Annotated in this window: 12 protein-coding genes; 3 read left to right on the top strand and 9 right to left on the bottom strand. The window is 40.2% G+C overall.

What is annotated here, in order from left to right; all coding sequences use genetic code 11:
- Nucleotide 1 precedes the first annotated feature (1 nt).
- The 9 genes from RR877_RS00150 to RR877_RS00110 all read right to left on the bottom strand — a co-directional run bounded on the left by RR877_RS00150 (nt 2) and on the right by RR877_RS00110 (nt 23437).
- Complete coding sequence (locus tag RR877_RS00150) at nt 2–1234, bottom strand: hypothetical protein (RefSeq protein ID WP_332627254.1); 1233 nt, start codon at nt 1232–1234, stop codon at nt 2–4.
- Nucleotides 1235–1237: 3 nt separating this feature from the next.
- Entirely contained in the window at nt 1238–2404 is a 1167-nt protein-coding gene (locus tag RR877_RS00145; protein WP_332627253.1) for a hypothetical protein, read from the bottom strand.
- 97 nt (nt 2405–2501) lie between these two features.
- Nucleotides 2502–11297: a LamG-like jellyroll fold domain-containing protein gene (locus tag RR877_RS00140; RefSeq protein ID WP_332627252.1), complete on the bottom strand. Its 8796-nt coding sequence runs from the start codon at nt 11295–11297 to the stop codon at nt 2502–2504.
- Nucleotides 11287–16170, bottom strand: coding sequence for an SPRY domain-containing protein (locus RR877_RS00135; RefSeq protein ID WP_332627250.1), 4884 nt, complete (start codon nt 16168–16170; stop codon nt 11287–11289). The genes RR877_RS00140 and RR877_RS00135 overlap by 11 nt, the downstream gene beginning before the upstream one ends.
- Before the next feature lie 4 nt (nt 16171–16174).
- A complete protein-coding gene (locus RR877_RS00130) occupies nt 16175–19519 on the bottom strand; it encodes a hypothetical protein (RefSeq protein ID WP_332627248.1) in 3345 nt (1114 codons plus the stop codon).
- 6 nt (nt 19520–19525) lie between these two features.
- Nucleotides 19526–20332: an N-acetylmuramidase family protein gene (locus RR877_RS00125; protein WP_332627247.1), complete on the bottom strand. Its 807-nt coding sequence runs from the start codon at nt 20330–20332 to the stop codon at nt 19526–19528.
- A 52-nt stretch (nt 20333–20384) separates the two neighbouring features.
- A complete protein-coding gene (locus tag RR877_RS00120) occupies nt 20385–21260 on the bottom strand; it encodes a hypothetical protein (protein WP_332627246.1) in 876 nt (291 codons plus the stop codon).
- Between the two features lie 9 nt (nt 21261–21269).
- A complete protein-coding gene (locus RR877_RS00115; RefSeq protein ID WP_332627245.1) occupies nt 21270–22568 on the bottom strand; it encodes a hypothetical protein in 1299 nt (432 codons plus the stop codon).
- Nucleotides 22565–23437: a hypothetical protein gene (locus RR877_RS00110; protein WP_332627243.1), complete on the bottom strand. Its 873-nt coding sequence runs from the start codon at nt 23435–23437 to the stop codon at nt 22565–22567. Before RR877_RS00110 ends, RR877_RS00115 begins: the two co-directional genes overlap by 4 nt.
- Before the next feature lie 98 nt (nt 23438–23535).
- On the opposite strand from RR877_RS00110, the gene RR877_RS00105 reads away from it, so the two are divergent.
- The 3 genes from RR877_RS00105 to RR877_RS00095 all read left to right on the top strand — a co-directional run bounded on the left by RR877_RS00105 (nt 23536) and on the right by RR877_RS00095 (nt 26143).
- Nucleotides 23536–24093: a hypothetical protein gene (locus tag RR877_RS00105; protein WP_332627241.1), complete on the top strand. Its 558-nt coding sequence runs from the start codon at nt 23536–23538 to the stop codon at nt 24091–24093.
- The gene (locus RR877_RS00100) at nt 24090–25700 is read left to right on the top strand and encodes a hypothetical protein (RefSeq protein WP_332627239.1); all 1611 of its coding nucleotides are present in this window, start codon (nt 24090–24092) and stop codon (nt 25698–25700) included. The genes RR877_RS00105 and RR877_RS00100 overlap by 4 nt, the downstream gene beginning before the upstream one ends.
- Before the next feature lie 71 nt (nt 25701–25771).
- Nucleotides 25772–26143, top strand: coding sequence for a hypothetical protein (locus tag RR877_RS00095; protein WP_332627237.1), 372 nt, complete (start codon nt 25772–25774; stop codon nt 26141–26143).
- The last annotated feature ends 247 nt before the right edge of the window (nt 26144–26390 follow it).

Raw genomic sequence — 26390 nt, 5'->3', positions numbered from 1 at the left:
CTTATCTCCACGGTCCTGTAATGTCGAAAGCCATAACAGATGTAGCACCACTTGGTGATGAATTATCATAACTGGTGTTACCAGAAGACATGCATTTAAACATAATCAACCTACCAGCCATATCGCCAGATCCTTCTTCAATGAGCATATCGTCAACACCTCCAAAATCAAATGGAAGCGTATAAATACCAGGATATTCTCCGCGTACTACTCTCTCACTACAAGCTAGTAGTTTATTGAGTTCTAATCCAGTACCATTAACAGCCCAATCAACCCAGTTGGTTCCATATCCTGACCATGAACCAAAAAAGGGACCGTCTGGTGTTCTGAAAGCTGTATCGTTTCCTTTTTCACCACGTACATTTCCTAAGAAAGTACTGTGGCCTGCACCATCATTCCAGGAATTTAAAGTGGACATTACCTGCATAGATTGTCTTATAGAAGAACTACTTAGACTTGGTAAAGACGAGGCAGCTATCATTCCACATACTAAGAAAGCAGACAACGTATCCTCTTCCATATACCTAATAATATCGCCGCAACCTACCATCTTACCAGTGCGTAGATTATCGTAACCATTAGTACCGTTTGTCTGACCCCATTGGTAGTAAATGGTACTACCATCACCAATGAGGAAGTTGGCCGTAGTAGCTGTGTTATTAGTGTAATTCTTAGCCCAATAAGAACGATCAGTTGCACTAGTATAGATGGGAACAGAATCTATTAGTGTATTGAAATCGGCAAAGTTCGCTGGATTAGTCGCTCCTCTACAAATCCTAACGAAAGCAGCAGATCCATAGGTATCGTTTACAGCAAGATTAAAACCACTATATGAGCTTTTTGGAACATAGAGTGCCATATTAGGTTGTGCTGCCATCGTCAGCTTACTCCAACCCAATGAAGCATACTTAACATAAAAAGTACCTGTAAAGGTTTGATTTGGTATGTTAAGTGCAATCTTAATGTAAGTATTGGCTGACTCAATAACACGATGATCTCCTTTTAATTGATCATCGCCAGTAATATTAACTACAGTATACTTCTGAAACGTCTCACTGTTAGTAATGTTTAGAGTCAATATACCATCTACTACGTTAGCGGTAGTTACAGTAGTTTGTCCAAACCCATTAACCAGTACAGCATCGAGATATGTGATAAGTCTACCAACTTGTCCGTTCATTATTGGTATCCCTCTCATCATCGAGTGATACCATTTTACTTGAATATCCGCCATGTCTTATCTCCAAGGCCCCGTGATATCAAAGAAATAACCACGGTCCGATGTATTATAAGGATAGTGTGTAGTTGAGCTTCTCATGAAGATTAAATCTCTACTCATGTTGTTGTCTTTAGCTTCGCAGAAGAAATCGAAAGTATCGTAACGTCTAAAAGAATTACATGTTACAACACCAGGTATCTTAGTCATTCTTCTATCGTTACCATAAAAATAATTATCAGTAAATAATTGCACTACATTGTCGTCGGTATAGAAGTAACTGTTATCAAAACCTTGCCATGGTCCAGTGCCACCTCTCGCTGTCGTTAATATAGAAGCATCAGTCTTCGCACCACTAGCGTGACGGAGAGCATAAATTGTTCCTGTATAAGCTGCAAAGATATCGCCTACATATGAAGATAGACTACCTTTGTTTTGTTGTCCAGTCAAATATATTGCAAAAGGATCTGGTTTGTTAGAAAGTCTAACTCCCTCGCCGACAAACATAACGCAACCTTGTTGTAATGTCTCTCCTCCTGCGGAGATTTCATTAGCGTTATTCATCGATGAGCATTTGAAGTAAAAACAATACCCGTCACCAATGATAGACCAAGGACGTACAGTCGTGTTAGCGTTATAAGCCTTCATCCATCTTAGAGTATTGTTATAGGGTCTTCCAGCTATGTGGTTATCTAGTGAAGTAGCATTCTCCATAATGCGGACTTCCGCAGTTTGAGCAGTGGTATCATCTATATAGAACATCCACTTTAAAGCATCAGCAGGAGATGGTTTATAAATACCTCTGGACACCCCGCTAAACGGCTTGAACCAGCCAAGCGGTGCGTATTTAACAAGGATGTTAATATTGGTGTTCTCTAATTGTCCATCAGGTACATCTAATGTAATAGTAAGCTTACCAGTATCGGATTCATCTACACGATACTCACCATTGAGAGCTTGGTTAGTGAAACCTGTAATCTTAATGACAGATTTCTTAAAGAACTTCACTCCATCTTGTAAGATGAAGGTAGCCTTCTTATTTAAAACGTTAATTGTGACTACTTTAGTGTCACCAAATCCATTAACCAGGACTGCATCTAAAATCGTTGAAAGAGATCCTGGAGTGCCTGATAAACCAGGCAAGCCATGGAACCTCCAATCGAACCATTTCACAGGTAAAGTTGCCATTTTTCGTAACCTCTTAATTCTTCCATAATGCTTCAAAAGCACAGCATAAGATTCACTAGCCCCTACCTAAAGGGTACTAGTGAATCTTTTATGACGTTTACTTAAGTGTCAATGGTACTTTGTAACTTGTACCAGTGTAGAGTGCGACACCTCTCTTTATACGAACAGCATCTACAGTACCAATATAGCCATAGCTTCCGCCACGAGCTACACCAATGTCTGAAGTACTGGTGATATTACCAAGGTCAAATTGCATGGAAACAGTCACTCCATTACAGGAGATGAACACTGTACCACCAACTCTACAAATAGCAATATGATTAACTTTAGTAGTATCTATTGTTACTCTTTTAGTTCCTCTATTATTTAGAGAGTTCCTTATCTCTAAATATCCGTCCCCAGATATCATGATTCCTAAACCACTACCACTATTAGCATCTTGCCAATAGATTATACAATCACCGTAGTTTGCAGTAATCTTAGTAGGCTTGAGCAGGAATTCGAAAGTGAATGGGTCTTTACCGAAAGCAAAATCCGTAGGATTAGTCGGAGTTAACGCATTAGTTTCGAAAGAATTCTGAGAACATGTTAATACACCGTTACCTAATGTTCCATGGTTTACTGTCCAATTTCTTAAGCCAGTAGAGTCAACCAAAGTGGTTGTTCCAGCAGCTTCATTGAGTTGAAGTAAAGCCACTGTTGACTTATCTTCATCTTGTTCAGCTAAACTGAAAGATTTCCATGTACCACTGGACCAGCCAGTAACATTAGTGAAGTCTCTTATCTTATCCCAGACAATGTTGTCGTTACTACCAAGGAGCCTAAAGAACTTAGGACCTCGTTGGCTATGTGGACTTAATTGCGGGATCATTCTGAGTTGATCGATCTCAGTAGCTATACCGAAGTCATGGATTATCCATTGCGGTAAAGTCTGATCTGACGACGCCCAAGCATCATCACCGTTCTGAGGATCATTACTCTTTATTAAGTTACTAGCAGGATTAGCCGGATAGAAGGAACTAACACTTACCTTAGTATTCAGACTAGTGGTAAGTATTGCGTTACTTAAACCATATAAAACTCTACCAATACCTGAGTATCCGCCACCATTTTCGGTGTCGTATATTTCTAATTTGTAGTAACGATACTTTATAGGAGCCATTCTATATCTCTTATAAGTCAAGGACTTGTAAGAATCAACAGTATTGAATGTCTTCAGTAATGACCAATTAGAATTGTCATTACTTCCATGCATTTCAAACTGCTTAGGGCCTCTATCGAAGTAACCTGATTTGTTTCTACCCATGATACGAATTTCATCGAGTCTCAGAGCAGAACCAAGGTCGAACATTACCCATTGAGGATAGCTTGAATTAGAATGAGACCATGAACCTTTATCTGGATCGGTGAGATTGTTATCCACCAAGCCTTCAGGTTTCATCACCTCAGCACCGTTACTGTAATAACCTATAGCAGTTACTGGAGTTGCAGGAGTTGTTACATCCTTACCGTTTACGGTTGTTGCAAGTTCCATTTCTTGGAGTTCAGTCCAAGATACCATAGGTGAAACAATATTCATCTTGTAGTACCTAAACTGATTCCTATCAGGAGCATTAGGTAAAGAGTAAGTATTGTTGTTATACAAATGTTGGCCAATGTAAACCTTCAGGTTAGAGAGTTCACCTTGAAGTTGATAACTTCCAAGGAAATTACCGACTCGTATAGGTTTACCGATATTACCAAAATCTACCGTTAGAGTATGGAAGCCTTCTGTTTCAGCACCCTGAACAGGAGAGGAACCCCACGGGGTGAATTTATATTTAGTACCACGTTTACCATTAAGGTAGCAAGATACTTTATTCTCAGTATCTCTTTGTAATACGATAGTGTATCTAGTACCTGGCAATAACGTAGTATTGTCAGGGAACAGTAAAGTAACCTCTGAGTAACCGCTACCTCGTGTACCATAATACAATTTAATATACGCATTACCGATGCCTACAAACCACTCGTAATTTAATCCATTCGTGTTGGTAATGTTTGTAATGATTGGAGCTTGTTCAGTTCCGTTGACCGATCCAAAACCAGCAGTAAGTTTCACATCAAACTCAACAGCAAAAGGTTTGTTACCCAAATTGAATACATCTGGATAATCAAAGACTAAAGCTGAACCATTTACAAACTTAATAGAGTCAGTATCTTTACCACCGTTAGGAACTATAGAAACAGTTCCTTCAGTTGTAATAGGTAAGAAGTTTTCACTAGACTCGAAGTCCAATGAGTTACCACTTAAGAACATCTTCAAATTACTCGCTGATAGTTCTTCCTTATCTGGGAGAACAGCAGGTCTATCTAATAAATTGTAGAGTTCTTCAATTTGAGAGTCAGACAATGCTTTATTAAAAATCATTACATCTGACATATAACCCAACGCTGGATAATGGGTATAACTCGAATCACCCGATCCTGGGAACATCAGAGGATAAGTAAAGCTACTTCCTGTAGAACTAACATTTACGTTTTGTGATGATTCATACCAGATACCATTAGATAAAGCTTTATATTTACCGGCCTTGAAATCTTTCTTCCAGGCAACAAATTGCGTATCATTTATAGCCAACGCAGGTATATTTACACTACCAGCAGAAGCATCTAAATTTCCATTAAAAATGGCTCTGATTGCAGCACTACCGGCACCAGGATCAGTGAAACCATGAATACCTCTGTTTTGGGAAGTATTAGACGTTTTCTTATATAAATAAATGATTGTAAATTCTTTACCGGTCTGATCAAGACCTGATATCAATGAACCAGCTTGTGCGATTGGTACTTGTACACAAGTAGTCCCTGTCAAGAACCCCATTGATTTACTACTACCTGGCTTTAATCTGCCTCCATTGAAAACAGGAGTACCCCAAGTAATATCACCATGGAAACCATTACCACTAATGTCTCTAGCTTTAGTACCAGAATTATCATCAAGTGGCCAATAGCCAAAAGGTTGTAATTCCAGTGCACGAGATCTGAAATCTCTATTGGTAATATTATTAGTTCTAACTCTGTAATCCGCTACATCTGTAGGCGGCTGGAAGTTAGTTTTATGTCTAACGATACCCTTAGTAATTCTGAAGTACTTCAGATAACCTTGGAGACCAGTCACGTATTGTGGATAACCAGGATTGTAATTTCTACCAATCCTAAATGGTAAACCAGTATCTTGCCACCCTAAGGTATTGTCTAAAATAGAATCAAGAATACCATTAATGAATAGTCTGAAAGTCTTTCCATCAAAAGAAAACTCAACGTGATTCCATTGATTATCGACAACATTTAAACTAGACTTCATATCGAATGGAACACTCAAACCACTTTGTCTAGATAGGGTCGCTTTTCTACTATTACTACTATTGAAATCAATAGATATAAATTGATCTTGAGCACCACCATTACCGGATTGTCCAACTATTGCGTGGCCATATTGACCGGTAGCATCACTCAGGATATGTACCCAGAAGTCAATAGTAAACATCTCGTAGTTTCTAATGACAGAGTTAGCATAGATAGAGGAACTCGTTCCAGTGAACTTTGCCGAAGAGTTACCCAAAGTGGCTTTCTCTTGGCTAATAGCTGGAGTACCTTCAACGGTCCATGTGTTGCCCTTGACATCTAACAAATCGCTTTCAAATGGGAACAGTGCGTAAACGTTCTCATAGTAAGGATCGTATTTGTCAGTTGTAGTCGGTGCTGTATTTTTATATGGATGATCATTAGGAAGTAATCTAGTCAACGCATAATTGTGCGCAGCCCATCCTACTAGCTTATCCATTTCATCTGAAGATAAGGAACGATTACCTGAGATAAAGGTAGCTATATCGCCAATGAATCCATAGCTAAGGCTACTTCCATCTGGATGATTACCAAGAGCCAGGTAATGAGCACTATCTGTATCTGGTGTCATACCAGTAAGAGGTAGTGGGTATTCTTCCTTAACACCATTAAGTATCATGTAATTCTTACCACTTACAAAATCTACCATTGTCAAAGCAATGATCCAATCTGTATCTAAAGTAGTAGAATGTGTACGTCCGATCCAATCACCACTGTCGGCCACTCTGGAGCCAGTACTAAACTTGTTTCGGAAATTCATACCGTTCCAGTTAGAGCTGTAATTACTTCTTAAACCAAAACGTTCATAACCACTACTACCAGTGTAAGCACCAAAGATAATTCTATCTGTGTCACCAATGTCGACTGTAGTTTTCTTGAAGACAAGTAAACCCCACATGTAACTGGTTTTTCTAAAGATAGAATTAGCAGACCTAGTATTGTTATATAAAGCCTTACTACCATCGAATCTGATAGTACTCATGTTGTTGAGTTTATCAGGTGAAGCTATCGGTCTTCTGGCAACTACTCCGGTATCAAAGGTATGTAAGTTATTTATATCAATCCAGTTAGTGACGGTGTTGTCACCAGCAAAAGTTGCTCTGGATGAATCTAAGTAGATAACCGGTTTATTAGCCAAGCTATTCGGAGTGAAAGCTGAACTTCCAGCAGGTTTATCTGCGTCCTTGAACTCAGTATATGACTCTGTATTATAGAGAGCAACACCTTTCAAGACTCTGAAGTGTCTAATCTTACCCTTGAAATATCTATCTGTTTTAGAACCACTATTGAGAACACCTAAGACAACAGGGTCTTGAGTAGTCCAGAACATGACGTTATCAGGTACATCTATTTGTTGCGCCAGAACACCATCAATGTGGAGATATAGTTTCTTATAAGCTCTAGTAATAGAAATCTTAATATACTTATCTTTCGTGATAGGAGTTTTAACTTCACCAATCAATGAAGAGTACTCTGAACCACTACTATTTAAGTTAAAGAGGAAGTTATTGTAATTACCGGAACCAGTACTATTATTAAACATAGTGCTGAACGAACAGCGGTTATCGGTAGCGTTACGTTTATTTAACAGACCTTGGAAAGTTTGATTATTAGTAGAATCAAAGTAAACTTCATATTCCATTGTGAAAGAAGAAGCACCTAAATTCCAATCATTACTAGCAGTCGTTTGTAAATGCGAAGAACCATTGAAGATCAATTCACCATTGTTAACAACTACACCAGATACTCCCTGTGTCCAAACATTGTTACTATTGAAATCAACAATAGATCCAGATGTGGAGTTCTGTAAATCAAACCAACTTACAATGTTTTCTGGCTTAATATTGGTACTAAAGAGATCAGCACTATTGGGGACATAAATCCTCAAGCTACCCAGATAACCATTGAACAATCTATTAGTAATCGAAGTGTTGTTCAAACAACCAATCATTAGATTTTGATTACTATTGAAAAGAGTGTAATCAGCAGGTATTGCAACAGATTCCATTAATCTGTCATCTACATATAACCTGATCGTTGTACCTGATCTTACAAACTTAACTTTGTAGACCTTGTTCTTTTCCAGTCCTCTTCCTGAACATTCGACTGAGCCAGCTACGTTTACAGAACCCACTGTCGTTGTCGAAATACCAACAGACATCTTGTTGTTAAGATCGTAAGGTATTTTATCATTACCACCAGTTGAATATCCAGTAGCCAACCAAACAGAAAATGCATGTTGAGAAGAAGCATCAGCTCTTTGACTGATAATACCAGGGTAGCTACCACCATTAGTTAATGGTTCGGTAGTTGCTTTGAAATCAAACTCTATAACAAAATCTGATTTACTTAACTTAAAGATTTTATCTGCTGTAATGGACAAGTAAGAGTCAGTACCGTTAAAGTAAATAGATCTTCCTGAAGCGAAGCTTGTATCTGCCTGAATGGTTGGAGTACCATTTACAGTGAAGACGTTTCCTCGATTATCAATTAGAGTACCATTTGTGATGGTATTATTGAGATTAAGATCTAAGATATATTGAGCAATTGTCAGATTGACATTAATATTCTCAATCGTAGTACCTTTAACTGCCGTAAGTGTAATCGGATAATCACCATTCGTAACTGTACAAATACCAGTGATTTTACCGTCTGCGGACAAAGTTAAACCAGGAGGTAAAGAACCAGCTAAGATACTTACAGTGTGGCCGTTAACGCCTACGAGTGAACCCTTATAAGCTTTATTAGGCTCCACAATTGGGAACTCTGGATAAAGGTTAGCTTTATTAATCTCTGGAATGAAATCTTTGGTATAGATAGCATTACCTTGATAGAGATTAAAATTATCTATGAAACCAGTGAAAGCAGAAAACCACCCAGGATATGAATAAACAAACTGCTGACCAATTTCAAGATTCTGAGTGGAGATATTAGACCATCCTCCAGGCCAGTCAACCGCTTGTAATAAAGTACCGTTCAAAAAGAATCTCAATTTATCGAGATCGTAAGTGAAGGCAATGTGGTTTCTCTTACTAGTATCAAATGTAATAGGAACATTAACGTTCAGTGGATTGGAATGTGCTCCACTAGTAAATAATCCTAGAACATAGACTCCATTACTCTCCTGGATAGCGAAGCCTTGCTCACCGCTAGCCCCATTATAGGACTTAGAGAATAACGGCTGTCCGAAAGTAGGGGATGTTCTACTTCTACCAACGGTTGAATTGCCACCATTGAAATAGATCTCAGCTTCCATACAGAAAGCTTTGTTTGTCAATACAGCTTCTGCATTTGGAATGGATATTACGGAGTCATATGCAGTGTATGGATTTTTAAATTCCAAAGAGAGCATGGGACCGACCTCAGTCATAGTCGGTGACACTGACGTTGTGGTTATGGTATTAGAACTCTTTACAATCTTCAAACCATCAGCACTGTTAGCTGATGCTTTTATGCTGTGTGTTAAGAAGCGACTCTTAGCACTAACCATAATGTCGTATGTCAATTTAGCAGTATGGTTTAAAGTACCATTGATGTAACATTCAATAATAGTCTCACCAATACCTTCGTTAGTAACTGTTCCAGTTAAAGTACCGTTAGCAGCCAAGGAAATACCTAAAGGCAACGCACTAGTATCTTTGACTTTATAGGTTACACCCTCATAAGGCCAAGTCGTTTTAAATAATCTACGAATGTCGGTGTTGATTTGCTCAACAATACTGATATCTTGAGTAGACCATTTTGTTATCACTGGTGGAATAAAGGGTGCCCAATAATCCAACGTATAACGTGACAGTTTCATATCGAAGTAATTACCTCGATAGTTTTCAGTATTAGAATCATTACCGGCAATGTAGACACCCTTAGCTGTCACATTGAAAACGTAGTAAGATTCTAGAACGACTTTACCATTCACTAGCAAGCGCCAAGTATTATCTTTTCTAGCTAAGACGACATGGTTGTAAACATCACTATTTAACTTAATAGCCTGTGGTGTCAAAGTGGACACCCAACTACCATTTAACAAAAGGTACAGAGTAATATTTGGACCTGCGTTGTCGTAACCGTTATAGAGAATGAATGTACCAGTACCAGTATTAACGCCATGGTTAATAATTCTTCGACTGCTGACAGTACCACCATTCGCAATAGGCTTTAACCAAAAGCTATAACAGAAGTCATCATAACCTAGAGCAAAGTCATCACTTGTAAACGACAGTGTGTCACCAGCACCATCAAAGTAAGTCGCTACTAAATCTCTGAAGTTATCAGTATCTTTAACAACCTTAACGTCACCACGTCTAGTCCATTGTCTTGATTGTGTATCACCAAAAACGATATCGTTTTCAGCACCAATCATTGGAAGTTCGAACAGTCGATATGGTTTACCGATATCAATGATGTTAATTGTTACTTCATCATTAACAACACCATTCACCAATAACTCAATGGTGGTTGAAAGATTATCTGTTAAATCACTGTTACCAGTAATTCTGTTACTTCTCAGAGTCAAACCAGTAGGTAAGTAATGACCTTCCTTAACTCTGGTAGTGTAATTTCCAGCAAAGTTACATTCTACCAAGTAGTTATTTCTTTCGGTTGATTTCAAGAAATATCTAACTCTCTCGGTTAACTTATATCTCCAGATATCAGTAACCAAAGTAGGATTCATAAAGTGCGTGTTATCATACACTCTAATCTGTAAACGCTTCACTCTGCAATAGAACTTCTCAGTGTTACTATTGTTAGCACCGATATAGATTTCTCTTCTATCCATATTGAGTGTGAAAGAACCTTCTTGTTCTCTTACACCGTTGAGGAAGTAAGTCAATACACCATTCTTTCTAACTAAGAGAATATGGTTCCAGTCGTTATTAATGAGTGGATTGCTTACACTAGGAAAAATATTGGCGTAAGAAGTACTACCATTAGGACAGTATTGAAACAGAATTGTTGGTGGTACTAAGTTATTGTTTCTACAGAAGTAGAACATACCTGATGTACTATTAGGTCCTATCATTAAGATACGACCGTAGGTGTCACCAGTCCCGTTATTAATGGGTTTGAAAATGTAATCTATTTCAAAGTCTCTAGTACCAATAGCTTCTGGTAGATTAATCGTAAGTCTACCATTGACTTCATAACACTCACCATCAAAAATCCCAGGATCAGTGAGAATCTTAGTAACTGTTCCAGAGGTAGTCCAAGATAGATTATTGTTATCTACCAGTGATTTGAAATCAGTTCTATGTAATGTCCAGTCTGTGACTTTGAAAGTAAAGTCTTCTGACCCCTGGATACGGTCTTTCTTCTTACCAGCAATCGTAACATCGAAATCTCCCTTCTGAGAAAAGTTACCCTTTATCTCACCAGTTGCTTGATCGAATGTGGTTCCTGTGGGGAGGCTTCCCTTGATAATAGCAAAAGAAAAAGGACCGGGGTCCCCCAGTCCTTTAATTGTGATATTACTTTTAGAACCAACATCTTTGTTGATATTAATAGTCATCGTACGATACCTGTATTGGCCTAATTAATCCATGTTTCTCGAAAGACTTAGGTTGCTTGATAGGATCTTTATAGACTAAAGAACCATCATGGCCAACCAAAGCACGATTATAAATAAGACCATCGATGTCATTAGGAGGTAAATTAGGATCTAACTCTGGTCCTGAACCGGGCTCAGTAGTCCCACCAGATCCATCATCATATCCACATTCTCTACTATTCGTTTGGATCAATTCATTATAAGAACCGAACTCACCATCCGAATAGACTCCATATTTATCGAAGCCATCACAGTATATACTCAAGAGCGTACCAAAGGGTTTATAACCACAAATAGTGCTTCGAGGCTCCACCAGTTCATTAGTAGATCCACCCACACCATCAGCCACACGCTTCCAACGTTCAACACCCACACAGTAGTAACCTAGAATGGTTCCTGCTGCTGGTGGAGGAACGTAACCGCAAGCTGTAGAGTTTACTTCGAATATCTCACCGAAGTATCCACCGTTACCATCATGCAGTCTTCTGTAACGTGTTGTACCAGTACAGTAATAAGTATTGAATGTATATTTCTTAGTACGTCTTGTTCTTGGTGTACCCCAGCCTTTTTGATAATCAGCGGAGATTACTGTTGAAATACTCTCAGGAGTAAAGCGTACTTTTACTGTTGTACTCTTCGTAGGATCATAATTACCAAAGGCAAGATAGTAAGTATTACTTGGAGTAGGGAAAGGGAATGTATAAGCGATAACGTTTCCGTTAACAGTAACATTCATCTTCTCATTAACGTAATCGAGATAAACACCAACTACGTCTCCAACCTTTACAGGTACTTCCTTTGTCATTGGAGTTTCAACACCATTCTTGATGAATAGGTTCTTACCAATGGCCCAGCCAAAACTAGTAGCTAATCTACCAGGGGCTTGACTGTAATTAGTCTTAGTCTCTGTAATACCAATGATAGTATTAAGATCTTTGATCTCTACTTCATAGTACCACAAACCAGAGTAGTTGTTATCAGCACTAGTGATAACACCTTGAATGGTTGCAGTAACTTCATCTTCTTCAACCCACGTATCTGGTCCAGCAAAAGCTTTATCGAAATACGCAGTAGTCATCTCAGGTGGAGGAGGAGGCACATAACCACAGTCTTTATGGTTAATACCAATCAACTGATTCGTAGAGCCACCGGCTCCATCAGCCACGATAGCATATCTATCGTATCCCACACAAGTGTAGCCAAGGATAGTACCAGTAGGTGGTGTTGGGTCTGTCCAACCACACTCCCTAGCATTGTCTTTTATCTTAGCATCGTAAGTACCAAATCTGCCATCAGCATACTCACCCCATTGTTCGAATTCCTTACAATAGGTAGTAAGTAAAGTACCTCTAGCGGGTGGTGGATTCTTCAATACACCAAAGCCAGGATAATGATCAGTAGGAACTGGATACTTAAAAGCATTCTGTCCAAAGTTTGCAGACAGATAACTATCATTTACAGCATTGAACGTAAAGTACAAAGGAGTAAGTTGAGGAAGGTTGTCATAGAGAACACCAATTGGTACTCCGTTAACCCAGAACTCTATCTTACTGTTGTCTTGTAAATCAATGAGAACACTGACTACATCCTTGTCTTTTAGTTTCAATCCTTGGTTATAGAAACCTTGACTATCGTTGGTATATTTAGTACCTTCGTGTGTCCACCATGCCCAACTGTATCTATCACTACCCAACCAGTTAGCTGGATTGTAATTGACAGTACTGACACCTAAAGCAGGAGCCTTCTGAACCTCTGCTGGAATGAACACTGTAATTTCAAAATACCATTTACCGAAAATGGTGCTATATTCGGTTTGAACACCGTCACGTTTAAGTGCACTAGCATCTCTTCTACCATTAGATAAAATAACAGTACTATTACTACCAGGGATCTTCCACATGGTAGGTGTTAAGATATCTTGACCGTTTGAAGTAGGTGGAACATATCCGCAAGACGGACTATTCTCTTCAACAACGAATCTATAGTAACCACCTTTACCGTCAGCTTTGTGTTGTACTTTGGTGTAACCAGCACAGAACTCACGAAGAACAGTACCGGCAGGAATAATTGGACTACCGCAATCGACAGAGTCGTACTCAACAATTGCAATATAGAATCCACCTGCACCGTTAGAATACTTACCTAACTTAGTGTAGCCTTGGCAGTACCATTCCAGTAATTCACCGTAAGGCACATATCCACATTGTCTACTGTTAGCTTGGATAATTACGATCTTAAACTCATAATTACCAGTAGCGATCTTTTGTACTCTATCGAAGTTAATACAGTACTCATCTAAGACAGTTCCAATAGGAGGATCGGGATACCAACCACACTCTACGCTATCTATCTTTTTAAGAACACTATAGTTACCACCGTTACCGTCTGCATAGATAGTCCATAGTTCCCAGTCTTTACAGAACTCGTGTAACGGAGTGCCGCGCTTAGGATAGACTGTAGGACTAGGGCCAAAACCAGGTACATGATCTAGAACACTATTCGAGAAGATCAACTGACCAAAGTTAGCCTTTACGATACTGGAGATAGTATTGTCTTTAGTACAAGCAGCGAAACCATATTTCTTACTAACATCGGCAGGGTAGTTAAGCCCTGTCTTTATGGTGCCTATTTTTACACCATCGATATAAATACACGACTCTTGTTTCTTAAAGTCTAAGCTAATACCGATTATCTTGTTAGCGGGAATAGGATCAGAGATCTTGGTAGTACTTCCATCCTCTCGTATCACAGTACCAGTACTTGGATCGAAACCAAAGAAACCAGTAAGCAAAGGAGAGTTAAAGAAGTTGTTGTCGTTGTAGATACCGATATAGGACTTAGCATCCCATCTAGTAAATTCAACATACCAGATACCGTGATCTACGTTATGCTCGGTATAGACTTTGCCTTTGAAATCGGCCTGAGTCATTGAGACATCAAACGTAGTGTAGTTGTGTGCTTTAGTTCTATCCCAGATAGTAGGTGTGAAGTTACCTACGATGACAGGTTTTGTGTAACCGCAATCCGGTGAATTGTATTCGTGGAATTGTTCGTAGCTACCACTGTTACCGTCTGCAACCATCTTCCATCTATGAAGACCCTTACAGAAATAACTGAGAATAGTTCCTTTTGGTGGCTTAGGATCGACCCATCCACAATCAACACTATTGTCTTTTCTAGTCGTATAGGTAGAGCCTCGTCCATCAGCAAACACACTAACTAAAGTCTTACCTTCACAGTAAGTTCTAATGAGTGTATCTTTTTCTAATGGTGGATTAGGAATCTCACCGAAACCCTGATAGAAATCAGCAGGTGGAGTGTACTTGAAACCTCTGTGACCAAAGTTCACATAAGCCCAAGAATCATCTCTCGCACCAATGACAAACATCAAACGTTCTTTAGATAGATTATTGAAGACTGGACCTAAGTCCCTGCCATTTAACCATAAGCTAAAGGTAGTCTTTTCATTATCTAAAAGAACACTGATAACGTCTTTGTCTTTAACCTCTAAACGACCAACATATGCGTTCTTAACGTTGTTGGTGAACTTACGTTCTTCGACAGTTTGGTAACTCCAACCTTCTTTATCACTACCAACAATGTTATTCAGATTAGCTAATTCAGTGGCAAAGCCTAATGAGATTGCCTTGTGAACACGTTGAGGTAAATACAGTTCAACTTCGAAGTACCATTTACCATACATAGTTCTGAAACTAGTAGATGCTTGGTCTCTATTCAAACCCGTAAAGACATTACCTGTTACGTTAAGCTTTACTGAGCCGTCCTTACCGCTACCAGTGAGCTTTGTAGGTGTAACGGTAGTCGTGATAGGTCTATTACCATAACTGTCCGTACAGAGGCTGCTATCGTATCCATCAATACGCTTGGTATAGTTACCATTACCGTCGGCAATATGAGTAACTCTAGTAGTACCCGCACAGAAAGTAACTAAGACAGTACCAGCCGGTGGATAGGTGAATCCGCAATCAAAGCTATCTATCTTAATCAATTCAGTGTAAGTCCCCCCAGTACCATTGGCATACAAACCCCACAGATCCAAACCAATACAGTAGTTTCTAATCAGAGTACCGTACGGAATATCAGAAGTATCACGGATACTGACTGTGATCTTGTTATTGGTATTGATGTTAGTAGTCTCTGGCGCAGTTTGTTCAGCGAAGATAATCTCAAAACGCTTGTCTGCTGTAGTTACTACTTTGTCATCCAGTGTAGGTATCCTCAACTTAAATGTCGAGATACCTTTAGGGATCGTTATAGTCTTATTCGATCCTAAGTCAATCCAGCCAACACCACCATCAACACTCAGTTGAAGATTATTAACGTTGGTACTATTCGTAGTGATGTGTGCAATACGAATCTGAAGACTTAAGTCGTGTTGTAATGGATAGCTGAAATTACAATCAACCTCTCCAACATCCTTCTCAGCGATGATCAGGGTAGTTGGTTTGGTGAAAGTATTTACAATGAAGCTATCTCTAAAAATCAGATTGGTTCTAAATGCTGTCTCTAAAAACCAAGCTTTATTTGTAATAGGAACGACACTGACAACTACGTTACTATTACCCTCAATGATTCTCTTGAATCTTAATCTGAGGTTGACTCGGCGTTTACCTTGCGCTACCGTAAAACGCATATTAGAAGAGAGGGTAGCGTAGGTGCTACCCTCAATGCTAATAGCTGGTTCTGCATCAGTGATAGCCTCACCAAGACTATTGGTGAGGACTATCTGTAGATCCGTAGCGCTAGTAATACCCGGTGGTAGCTTGAATTTTAGTTCAACGCTATCATTACTAGGATTACTAGCTGTGGCCATTTAATTAACCTCCTGCGTTAACGTTAGCACCACCATCTTCGACATCACCTGGGACAGGTGGAATATAACCGCAATCAACACTGTTAGTTTCAATAACGGCTTCATACTTACCGAGCTTACCGTCAGCATAGATACCGACTTTATTGACACCACGGCAAACCGTGTCAAGTAAAGTACCTCTTGGAGGAATAACAGGAACCTTCACTTCACCATATGGCTCAACCGGAGTAGAATCCACATAGCAACCCGTGATGAAGTCCGTGTCACTGATACCAGCTAAATCGAATACCTTGGTCAAACCAACCGTGGATACACGTTCGATATTGTCCCAAGTATAGTTAAACTTAAAGATACCGTTACCCTTTTGATAAACCAAGATATCTCTACGGTTATCATTAAGCATCGGGATGATCTGCAAGTCAGCACTGTTGTTATTCGGAATAGTCAAAGCATGGCGAGTAACGCTATAGTTACCATCCACATCGACACGTTCGAACAGGATCACTTCCTTAGCACCCAGAACAATGTAAGGGGTGTAGAGGTCAACGTCATCAGTGTAATCCCACAGATGCGTAGAGACTCTAGGAGTGAAGTTATAAAGTGCATCACCAGAATCAGACATGTCAGAGACCACTACTGTGTCGTCTTCCTTAACTGCATACATCTTGAAGAAGTTACTATCATTCTTAACGATAGCTACATGCTTCAGACCAATGTACACTAAGTCATAATCGGCAATGGTAATCTTGAAATCAGGATCAGCAATAATGTCAGCATTCACTTGATCCATGTTAACGGATTCAGTAAATGGGGTATCTCTACTGCTGCTGTAGTTAGCCAGAGCTAACACACCGTTATCAGTGTCAGTATCCCAAGCCAGTAGTTTACGAGGACTGAAGTTACTCAGTACGTTCATACCTCTAGCGCTGTAGACAGAGTTGAATTGGATTGCTTCATCTCTAGGGTCAGCAGCATCCACTTCATACAGAACTGTATCCTTGACTTCGATCACTTCATTGAGTTCACGAGTTTCTGGATTGATCACTTGGAAACTATTAGAGTAACCAATTTCGAAGATCAACTTGTTGTTCTTGAGACTGGCTGATTTAAAGAACTCAGGCTTGAGAGCCAAGTTAGCAGTTCCATCAAACTTCTCATGTCCATCGATGTAGTAAGTCAATGTAGAAGCGTATGGCTTCCAGATCTTACCACCAACTTCAGACACATGAATCGTTCTACCGTTTTGTGACCAAACAAAGATGTTACCTTCCATCGATGCAACAACCAATGGAATCTTACCCATGTGACCGTACAGAGGATCGAAAGTACGGGCTACTAATGGTTTATTAATAGCGTCTGCAACGTACCAACCACGTTCACCAGTATCTTTCTTAGTAATGAAGCTGTAACTGATCAGATCTTTGTCTTCCTCAGTATTGTGAATAGCCGTCAGTGTATTAGTACCAGTGACATATTCCATTACCTTGATAGGTACATGTTGACCGCCAGCAGTCACCGAATGTAAGTTGTAACCGGTCTGTGCACCGCTCTTGAAGAGATGTTCAAAAGTCGGAGTAAAGTAACCAGTGGAACTTTCATTGAACTTAGATCTGAACAGACCTACTTCACCTTGGAGGATGTAGCTTGAGCGAAGACCCTTATGATCAACAGTCAAGAACTTAGGAGTAGTACCATAGCCAAGCTTAGAAGTAGTAGCAGACCACTTACTAATCCCAGCAGCCCCAATGACAGTAGCAAAAGTTTCAACACCATGATTGAAGAAACCATTCTCTGTCCTCTCGTTACTATTCATGAACAACTCGAAGTCAATTTCATTCGAATCGATTCTAGAAATGATATCAACAGCCAACATGTAGTTAGCTGATTTAACTAACTTCTGCTTATAGCCAGTGATGTCATAGTAACCATTGCGAAGAGCTTCAGGTTCAAGATCAGTCTTAGGAATGATCATGCCATCGTAAGTCTCTGCACCCAATTGATAATAAAGGGCAACTGGAGTCTTGGTTACTTCAGTAGAGAACATAGCTACCAGATCAGGAGCTGCACCATCATTGTTGTTCGAGTTAACGAACTTGATGATACCATGATCAAGTACTAAGCCATATTCCAGTCCACGAATCTTGCGATCACCAATCGGATAGAATTTAGACTCACCAGTGATGGTGTTAAATTCTTCGACGGCAGGTGGAAGCATATCAGTAGTAGGACCATTAGAGTAAGGCTCAACACCCCACACTAACATATAGACCTTAGTACCTACAGCAACCATGTCTGTAATCTTGGTGTCGTCCCAAAGACTATAACGGCTAAACTGTTCATCACCAGGGGTGAGAGGATTGATAGTCCAAGTCAAACCGTTATCGGTAGACTTCAAAACTTCAACAGCATTACCAATGTCATCGCGTTTGAGAACAAAGATATCCCCATTGGTAGTCTGTACACCACGTTTGAAGACTGGACGGTTCTTAAGAGTAGTCAGGGTAGCCTCTGGAACGCTACCAGACAGCCCCAGAGCGTTCGAAATGAATGTCCACTTCTCTCCGCCTGCATCAAGCTCTAAAACGTCTCCAAAGATGTTTAAACCACGAATAGCTTTACCGTCATTTACAGTCCAAGTACTCACAAAAGGAAGTACATCCTTGAGTTTAGCGTACTGATCTTCTGTCAATTTAGCCTTGGCACCTCTGGTGAAGATATCATCGGCGTCACTGTAGATTCTTGCACTACGTTGACGAATGTAATCGCTAGCCAAAGCCACTGAGCTATATTCAGTATAAAGCTGTCCACCAGCAGGATAAGTACTGTGAACAAAGAACACAGTCTCATTGGTGAACGGAAGATTGATAGGAGAATCGAATTCGATACTCGGATCGTTAGTACCGATGATGATCTTATCACCACCATAGAACACCAAAGACTCAGGTCTGAACTGAAGGTCTAAGAGAATATCATCTCCAGGGTTAGCAGGAGGTGCAATAATCTGTTCGTAGACATCCTCAGGCTTAATCAAAATACCATACTTGATATTGATCTTAGGCAGAACTTGAGTCAAGAACTGTTCATCAGCATAGGGAACTTTAATAGTCCCTAACTCACTGACGTGAATTCTGTTGTAATATACAGTCCTGAAACCATAATAACCAGTATGGGCTTTAGGGCCTAACTTAACATAGCTGTTATGGGTAGGATTCGGGGTGACTACAAACTCAGGCTTACCAAAGTCAAAGTCATCCAGTGTGAAGTTCTTACCATAGATGGTGTTGATGACCAATAGCAAAACGTCTTTGCCATCACCACCAGCATCAATGGTTCCTAATTCGCTGCTCATGTTTGATTAACCTTTTCTTAACAGTGTGTTATAGATGTTCATCAGATCAGTATCATAACGGTTGATCTTGTAATTAGATCCGTTGTAATACAGAGCGATCTGCTGGAAGTTCCTGCTCTTCATTGCACGATACAATGGTGGGTTGTTTGTGATGAAGTTGCAAAGTGCCTGAATGTGATATCTCTCACTCTCAGACATATCGGATACGAAATCACCAACGTTCTCGTAACCAGCCAAACCAAAGTTGAAACCCATGATCTGGAACATACCCCAACTGCAACTAATGAGTGCAGTCTCTGCATCCCAGTTCTTTGCAATATTCAGACGATCCCATTCTCTCTCACCACCCATATAAGCTTTTGAGTCTTGTGATGGATAGCAAATGTTAGGATTCTTTTTAGTCCATTCTGAAACTCTAGCTTGACCGAACTTACGGACGGCGTAACGATAGAAGATGTGACGCTCATAGAGAATCAAACATCTACCACTAGGTGTAAACCCACTAGCCTTAGCTTCCTTAATAGCCAAAGCCTTTAAGATGTTACGGTCAACACCGATTTGGTCTGCATAATCATCGATCTCTGCAACACGGATATACTTCTTACTGATGAATGGCTCCAACATGAACATAGTCACAGAGTCATACACACCAGTAGGAGTGATACCGTTGAGTTGTTGATATTGCATCAACGTTTTTCTAGAGAGTTCACCGAACTGACCATCGAAAGATAATCTAGTACCAGTTAACTCTGATAAAGCTTTTTGTAGTAACTTGACTTCTTCGCCACTACTACCTAATTGAATCATTTCCATATTAAACTCCTAAGACGGCATAATAGAGGCACCCGAAGGTGCCTCCAAGCTATCAGTTAACTAGACTGACGTAACGTTCCTTAACCTCAGCAGGAATTACTGGGTTGGTTAAGCTACGGCTTACGTCGACTGATTTCTTGACATCCTTCAAATCATTTACCGAAGCAATGATCTTGAAGAGTTGCAGATACGTATAGAAAGCCTTACGATCATCAGCGCTCAGTTGCAGAGCTTCATGGCCACGGTTGATACGAGTATCGTGGAAAGCACCGTCTGCATTCTCTTTGAAGAAGAAACGAGCCACCACCACAGCCTTGCGGAAGTCATCGGTACGACGACCAATGTTCTTGAACATGGTGTACAGACGAGTTTGCTCACGAACAATGCTAGCACTGTCCAAGGGCTTACCAGTACCCATCACTGCCAGATAAGCTTCCATGGTCTCAACAACCATCTTCTCACCAGCAGTGCCATCCTTCTTGATACGATCAATATAGATAGCCATAGCGCCTTGAGCTTGTTGCTTAGCCATCTCTTGAGGGGCTACGCTAGTCACAGGCTTTTCTTCGACCTTAGCAAGTTCAACGGGTTCCTTGGTAGGATTATGAATTGCTTGAAATTCGGCTTCGCTACGCTTACCGTCTTCAGTTCCAAGGACTTGATGTTCCACAGTCTTTTGACCATCAGTGAACGTCGTAGTAGTTTGAGCCAACAGCTCACCCTTCTCTACTTCCTTGGCAGTATCCAGTGGCTGTGCTGTTGCAGCATCGCCGTTAGGAGCATCTGTAGCCGGTTGTTGACTGGCTTGTTGTTCAGTATCAACTTTTTGTTCAGCTTGGGCTTGTCCTTGGACTTGTTCCTGAGCTGCTTGTTGGCCTTGAGCTTGTTGCTCGGCTTGTGGCTTTTGAGTGTTCTTTGGTTTCGACATAATAAATCCTTAAGTAAAACAAGTATTGAGGTCCATTTCTGCGACCCTAAGTTCTTTAGCGTGCATTGAGGACATGAAAATCCCCAAGAAGATACCGCCTAGTTCGGTAGCTGCCATTGAGGCACCAGTCTCAGTGTCGGCTAATCGTTTACCAACACAATATTCACAGAAATCTGTTTTTTCTAATTTACAGAACATCGGTGAACGTTTGTTAATTACCTTACCAAGATAAGATTTAGCATCAGCTTCATCTTGAACTTGTTTAGTACCAGTGCCTTCCATGACTCTAAGACCGACCAGACCTTTGTAGTTATCATCAGTAACCACAATCTGAATACCCATCTTAGTTCCGCAGTCACCTTTAATAATTCTGGTGTTACTAGTTGCACGGAGAATTTCCTTTGCAGAGACACCACCCAACTGTGTTTCGGAACCACGGTCAAACGAACCAGCACGAGAGACGTTATTGAAAGTAGCAAACTTATCATTTTGCCAACCCTCATAGAGAGAGTTAGTAACCAGATCAAGTTCATTACGATTACCTAAGCCAGGCTCAGCACCTTGCATCAAATAAAGCTTACGTCTAACCACTTTACGAAGCTTATTACTAATCAGGAAATCTTCGCTGGCATCGCCCTTAAGATATTCAGAGTCGTACTTAATGAGTTGATCATAGATGTTAGCAATAACCACTGGGTCATGTAACTTATCTTTATTCTCTTCAAGTAACTTCTTCTTGAGTTCCTTAATACCTGGAGGAGGTGTAAGAGCTTTCTCAGTAACACCCCAAACAGACATGTTGCTTAGCTCCGTTAGGAACTGAATACCATCTGAGTACTTAATGTACTCATCGCAGTATAAAGCTTTAGGATCTCTGTTACCATCCTTAGGTGTATCCTGGAGTATCTTAGCAATCTCTGCCTCAATCTTCTTAACAGAGATTAAACCAGTGATGAAAGGGAACTTACTTCCGAATCCATAAACCAATGAACACATGTTGAAGATACAGTTACCATAAGTAGTAACAACATCATTGTGAACGTTAGGTAAATCACCTGCTTTCAGACTAATACCGCGTCTGAAGTTAAGTAACGGTTGACCTGGAACTACATCCTCTGGATTGATACTTACCATTGCGTCAGTATCTTTATCGTAGAAGCTAATTCCAGCAGCAGTTTGAACTAAGTCAAGATGCTTTAAGTTCTTCTCATCTACATTAGTAGTAATAGAGAAGGCACTAAAGAGCCAAGACACTTCCATGTGTTTGTTGTTCTTCAGTGCTAATAGGAAATACTCTTTACGTTTCATTCTGGTTTCCTAGTCGCTTTGTAGTTTAAGAACTTACTCACTAACTGTGATACTTCAGAATCAACTTGAGTAATCTTCTTGAGATCATCAAACAAGTACTCACTATGAGTCTTGAACCCCATGATAGGATCTACAGTAGTATCTGATGAGAAGTATAAGATACCTACGATCTCAGTGACTAAGTCTTCAGGCTTTGCAAACTCTAAGTGATTTCTAATGTATTGTACATTAGTCTTGAAATCAGTATCAAGATTATGGCCACGACGGATGAGTTTAAAACAAACCAATTGATCATTAGCTGTAAACTCACGATAGAGTTTAAGATTATTGATCTGATTGAGTTGAATCTTATCATCCTTAGTTTGCTCTGGCTCTACGTCTTCCATAGCAACAGACTTAGTGTAGTGGGTATCTCTAATCTTAGTCAGTAAAGCTGCTTCGATAGATAGGATTCTAGAGAATGTCCATGAAGTATTCAAGTTACTAACAATCTCGAAGATGTTAGCAAGAGTCTCTAAAGGTTCATCTTCAGCTTCGATAGCTCGAAGGATCTGATCGTGATCCAAGTAGTACTCAACTTCCAGTAAAGTCTGGAATGTAGTTACAAGATCGTATATGTCTATCTCTTCATAAAACGATAAACCAAAGTTCTCACCTAGCGTGAATAAGAAGTTCTTAATTGTGTTTACGAATCTATCTAATGTTTCACTAGGATCGATATTATCTACAGAACCATACATCAGATTCTGTAGAGGAAATTCATGGTCATTTACGTTGTATGAGTCAAAGATAACCAATGCGTCTTTTAAACAATTACCAAGGATCTCTTGATAATTCGTTTCAATGAATTCGACGAAGTTATTTTGCATATTTTCTCAATTAAAAAAATAAATAAGAAACTCATTGTCTGAGTGACAATTATGTCCGTTCAAATGATTTAATCCAGAAACTGGTAAGGAACAGGAAAATGACAAAGAAGTCTTATGGTCGTATGCAACGTGACTTGCAAGAAGCGAAAACCAAGAGCGCTCAAAAGATGCGTGCTGACTATTTTAAAAAGAACACTGGTTGGGATGACGCAAAAGAACTCTACGATAGCAATTGCCGAATGGTGATTGGTACTGGTGAGACTATTCGCCAAGGTTATTCTGATAAGAATATCTTCAGATTCTTCAATAGTCAGGAGACTATCGAGGTCAATGCCGCCATCAACGGTATGAACAAAGACCTGCAAATGTTTGCTGATGAACTGGCTCGAATTGGTCAGCAGCATATTAGTAAGACTGGTCAAGTAACTAGTGACGACGATTTTAACTTCATCCTTGAACTTGGACAAAGTTATTCTGATTTCGCCACTCGTTTCTCGGCTGTGGTGTCGCAGAATCAAAGGTTCCTAACTGATAAGCTGGGTATTGCCCTGGGTCGCCGCCAAGAGGCTGAAGCAGCCGCCGCTCAAGCTGCTGCTCAGGATGTTAACGTGGTTACCGATGTGGAAGCCAAGCCTACTGAAGAGAAAGCACAATGAGTGAACAAGAATCCAATCAACAGCCTAGTTTGAAGAGAGAACAAGTTCAGATTAATACTGAAGTTGTTGAAACTGCTGATCCTGTAGTGAAGAAGGATGAGCACGGCACTCCAACCATGGATGCATTCTTTCAAACAGAGGAAGTAGATGGTCAAGGTGAGACCATTGACAAGACTAAGGTTAAGGAAGCTAAACCTAGAGTCACACGTAAGCCCCAGAACACTGTACTGACAGAACCTTATAGTAAGGATCTAGAAAAGTTCGATGAACGACGAGAAACTATTGCACTACCTACAGTGACTGTGGAAGAATTGTCGGATATCATCGAAGATATTCCACAAGTCAATCTGGGTTCTTCTGAAGAAGGACGTAAGTGGGTCGGTGCTCTCAATGATGGTCTTCGTCATCTGAGAATTGATGACTCTGGTCTGGAAGCTCTGGAAGATCCGAGTGCTGAATTCGGGCAAGCAGTTCACCATGACTCAGGTAAGATGCGCCCAGCATTGCAACGTGCCACTGTAGCCGGTGGTATGGTGGTCTCTGGTGAGAAAGCTATTCTCGGACTTCGTTCCAAGACTGGCCTGGGTATGATGGTTCGTAAGCCTTACTGGCACTCTGGTATCTGGCTCACTGCCAAGACGCCTCAGGAACCTGATATTCTGGAACTGCAACGTGCCATTACTACCAGTAAGGTAGAATTGGGTCGACATACTTGGGGTCTGGCATTGTCAGCCGTATCAGGTATCATTCATGAGAACTACTTTAATCTGTTGCTGGATAACTTCTATAGTACTTCAGCGAAAGAAAAAGAAGATCTTCTGGATCTGATCCTGTTGCCTGATCTGTCAACAATGGTTTGGCATCTGGCTTGTGCTGTGTATCCTAATGGATTCCAGTATAGCCGTGCTTGTACTTGCAATCCCGATAAGTGTAATCATGTTTCACAAGAACTGATTAATCCTATCAAGTTGCAATTCGTTAACCAGAAGGCACTGACACAAGAGCAAAAGAACCACATGTCTAACAAGGCATCTGGATCGATGGATTCTGATAGCATCCGTAAGTATCAGAACCAAATGCTCAGTGGTCAAAAGCGTGAACGTATCTATAAGCTCTCCAGTGGCAATGAGATCAAGATCGTCTTCAAGATTCCAACTCTTCGTGAATACTTCAACTCTACTCACAAGTGGGTTGATCGTCTGAACGAACGTGTGATCGAAGCACTGGGTATTGATAGCAGCACCAAGGATCGAAATGCTTACATCAATAAGCTCTCGGTCTCTACGATGCTCCGTCAATATTCTCACTTTATTGATTCCATCGATTACGGTGATATCATTAAGGATGCTGAAACGATTGATCAAGCACTTGATAGCCTCTCTACCGAACCAGACATCACCGAGAAGTTCTCGGAAGATATTAAGAAGTATATCAACGACATTACCATTAGTGTCATTGGTATCCCTGACTATATCTGTCCTGTTTGTAAGGGTGAGCAAAGCAAGGCTTATAGCGACGACGCACCTTTGGGTACTAGCGTTCTACCTATCGATCCTCTGATGACTTTTTTTACGCTCCACTCCCAGAAGCTGAGCCGACTGGGCTAAGTGGTCCGATAAAGAACGTAGGCTTACATGTAGATCATATTCGATTTGGTATCGATGTTGATGTCAACAACGTGGCCGGGGACTTAATAGATCGTTCACCAGCCCTGTCATCTATTGATGCGGGGCTGTTAATGAATGACTTCTATGAGTCTCATTTCGGTATCCACAACCACCTCCAAAGAGATCCTAACAGACCTATGGCTAGTGTGGGGATGTTTCAGAACGAAGCTAATGGTTATAACAGTCGTTTATATGCACTGTTTAGAAAATACCATGAGTCTAAGATACTTAAATACTTCGGTTTGAATCTTCTTGAGTTTATCAACAACCCAAGAGAGCAAATTGAATGGATGTTTAAGTTAGCTGAAGAGTTCATTAAACAAGATGCCAAGCTCGATAAGGAAGCAGCAGATGCGTTAAAGCAAGGACTGAATCCCTCTTAAACAAAAAAAAAGACTCTCCGTAAGGGGAGTCTTTTATGATAGCATTACTGCTATACTATGAACAAAAGATTTATTAACCTCTTAAGCAGAGACGATTGTATTCGAAGATACTCATACGTCTGATGTTCTTAATCCCGTTCTTGGATAAGAAGTTTGCTACTTTGTACGTGAACATTTGATAGTTCTCGCTGTAGTGGTTGATAATACTAAATCTTAAGAAGCTGTAACTTCTTAAGAGATAGGGCAT

The organism is Aurantimicrobium sp. (genome assembly GCF_036667855.1).
In the GTDB taxonomy this organism is placed as follows: Bacteria; Actinomycetota; Actinomycetes; order Actinomycetales; family Microbacteriaceae; genus Aurantimicrobium.
This window is presented reverse-complemented; position numbering and strand designations above follow the sequence as displayed.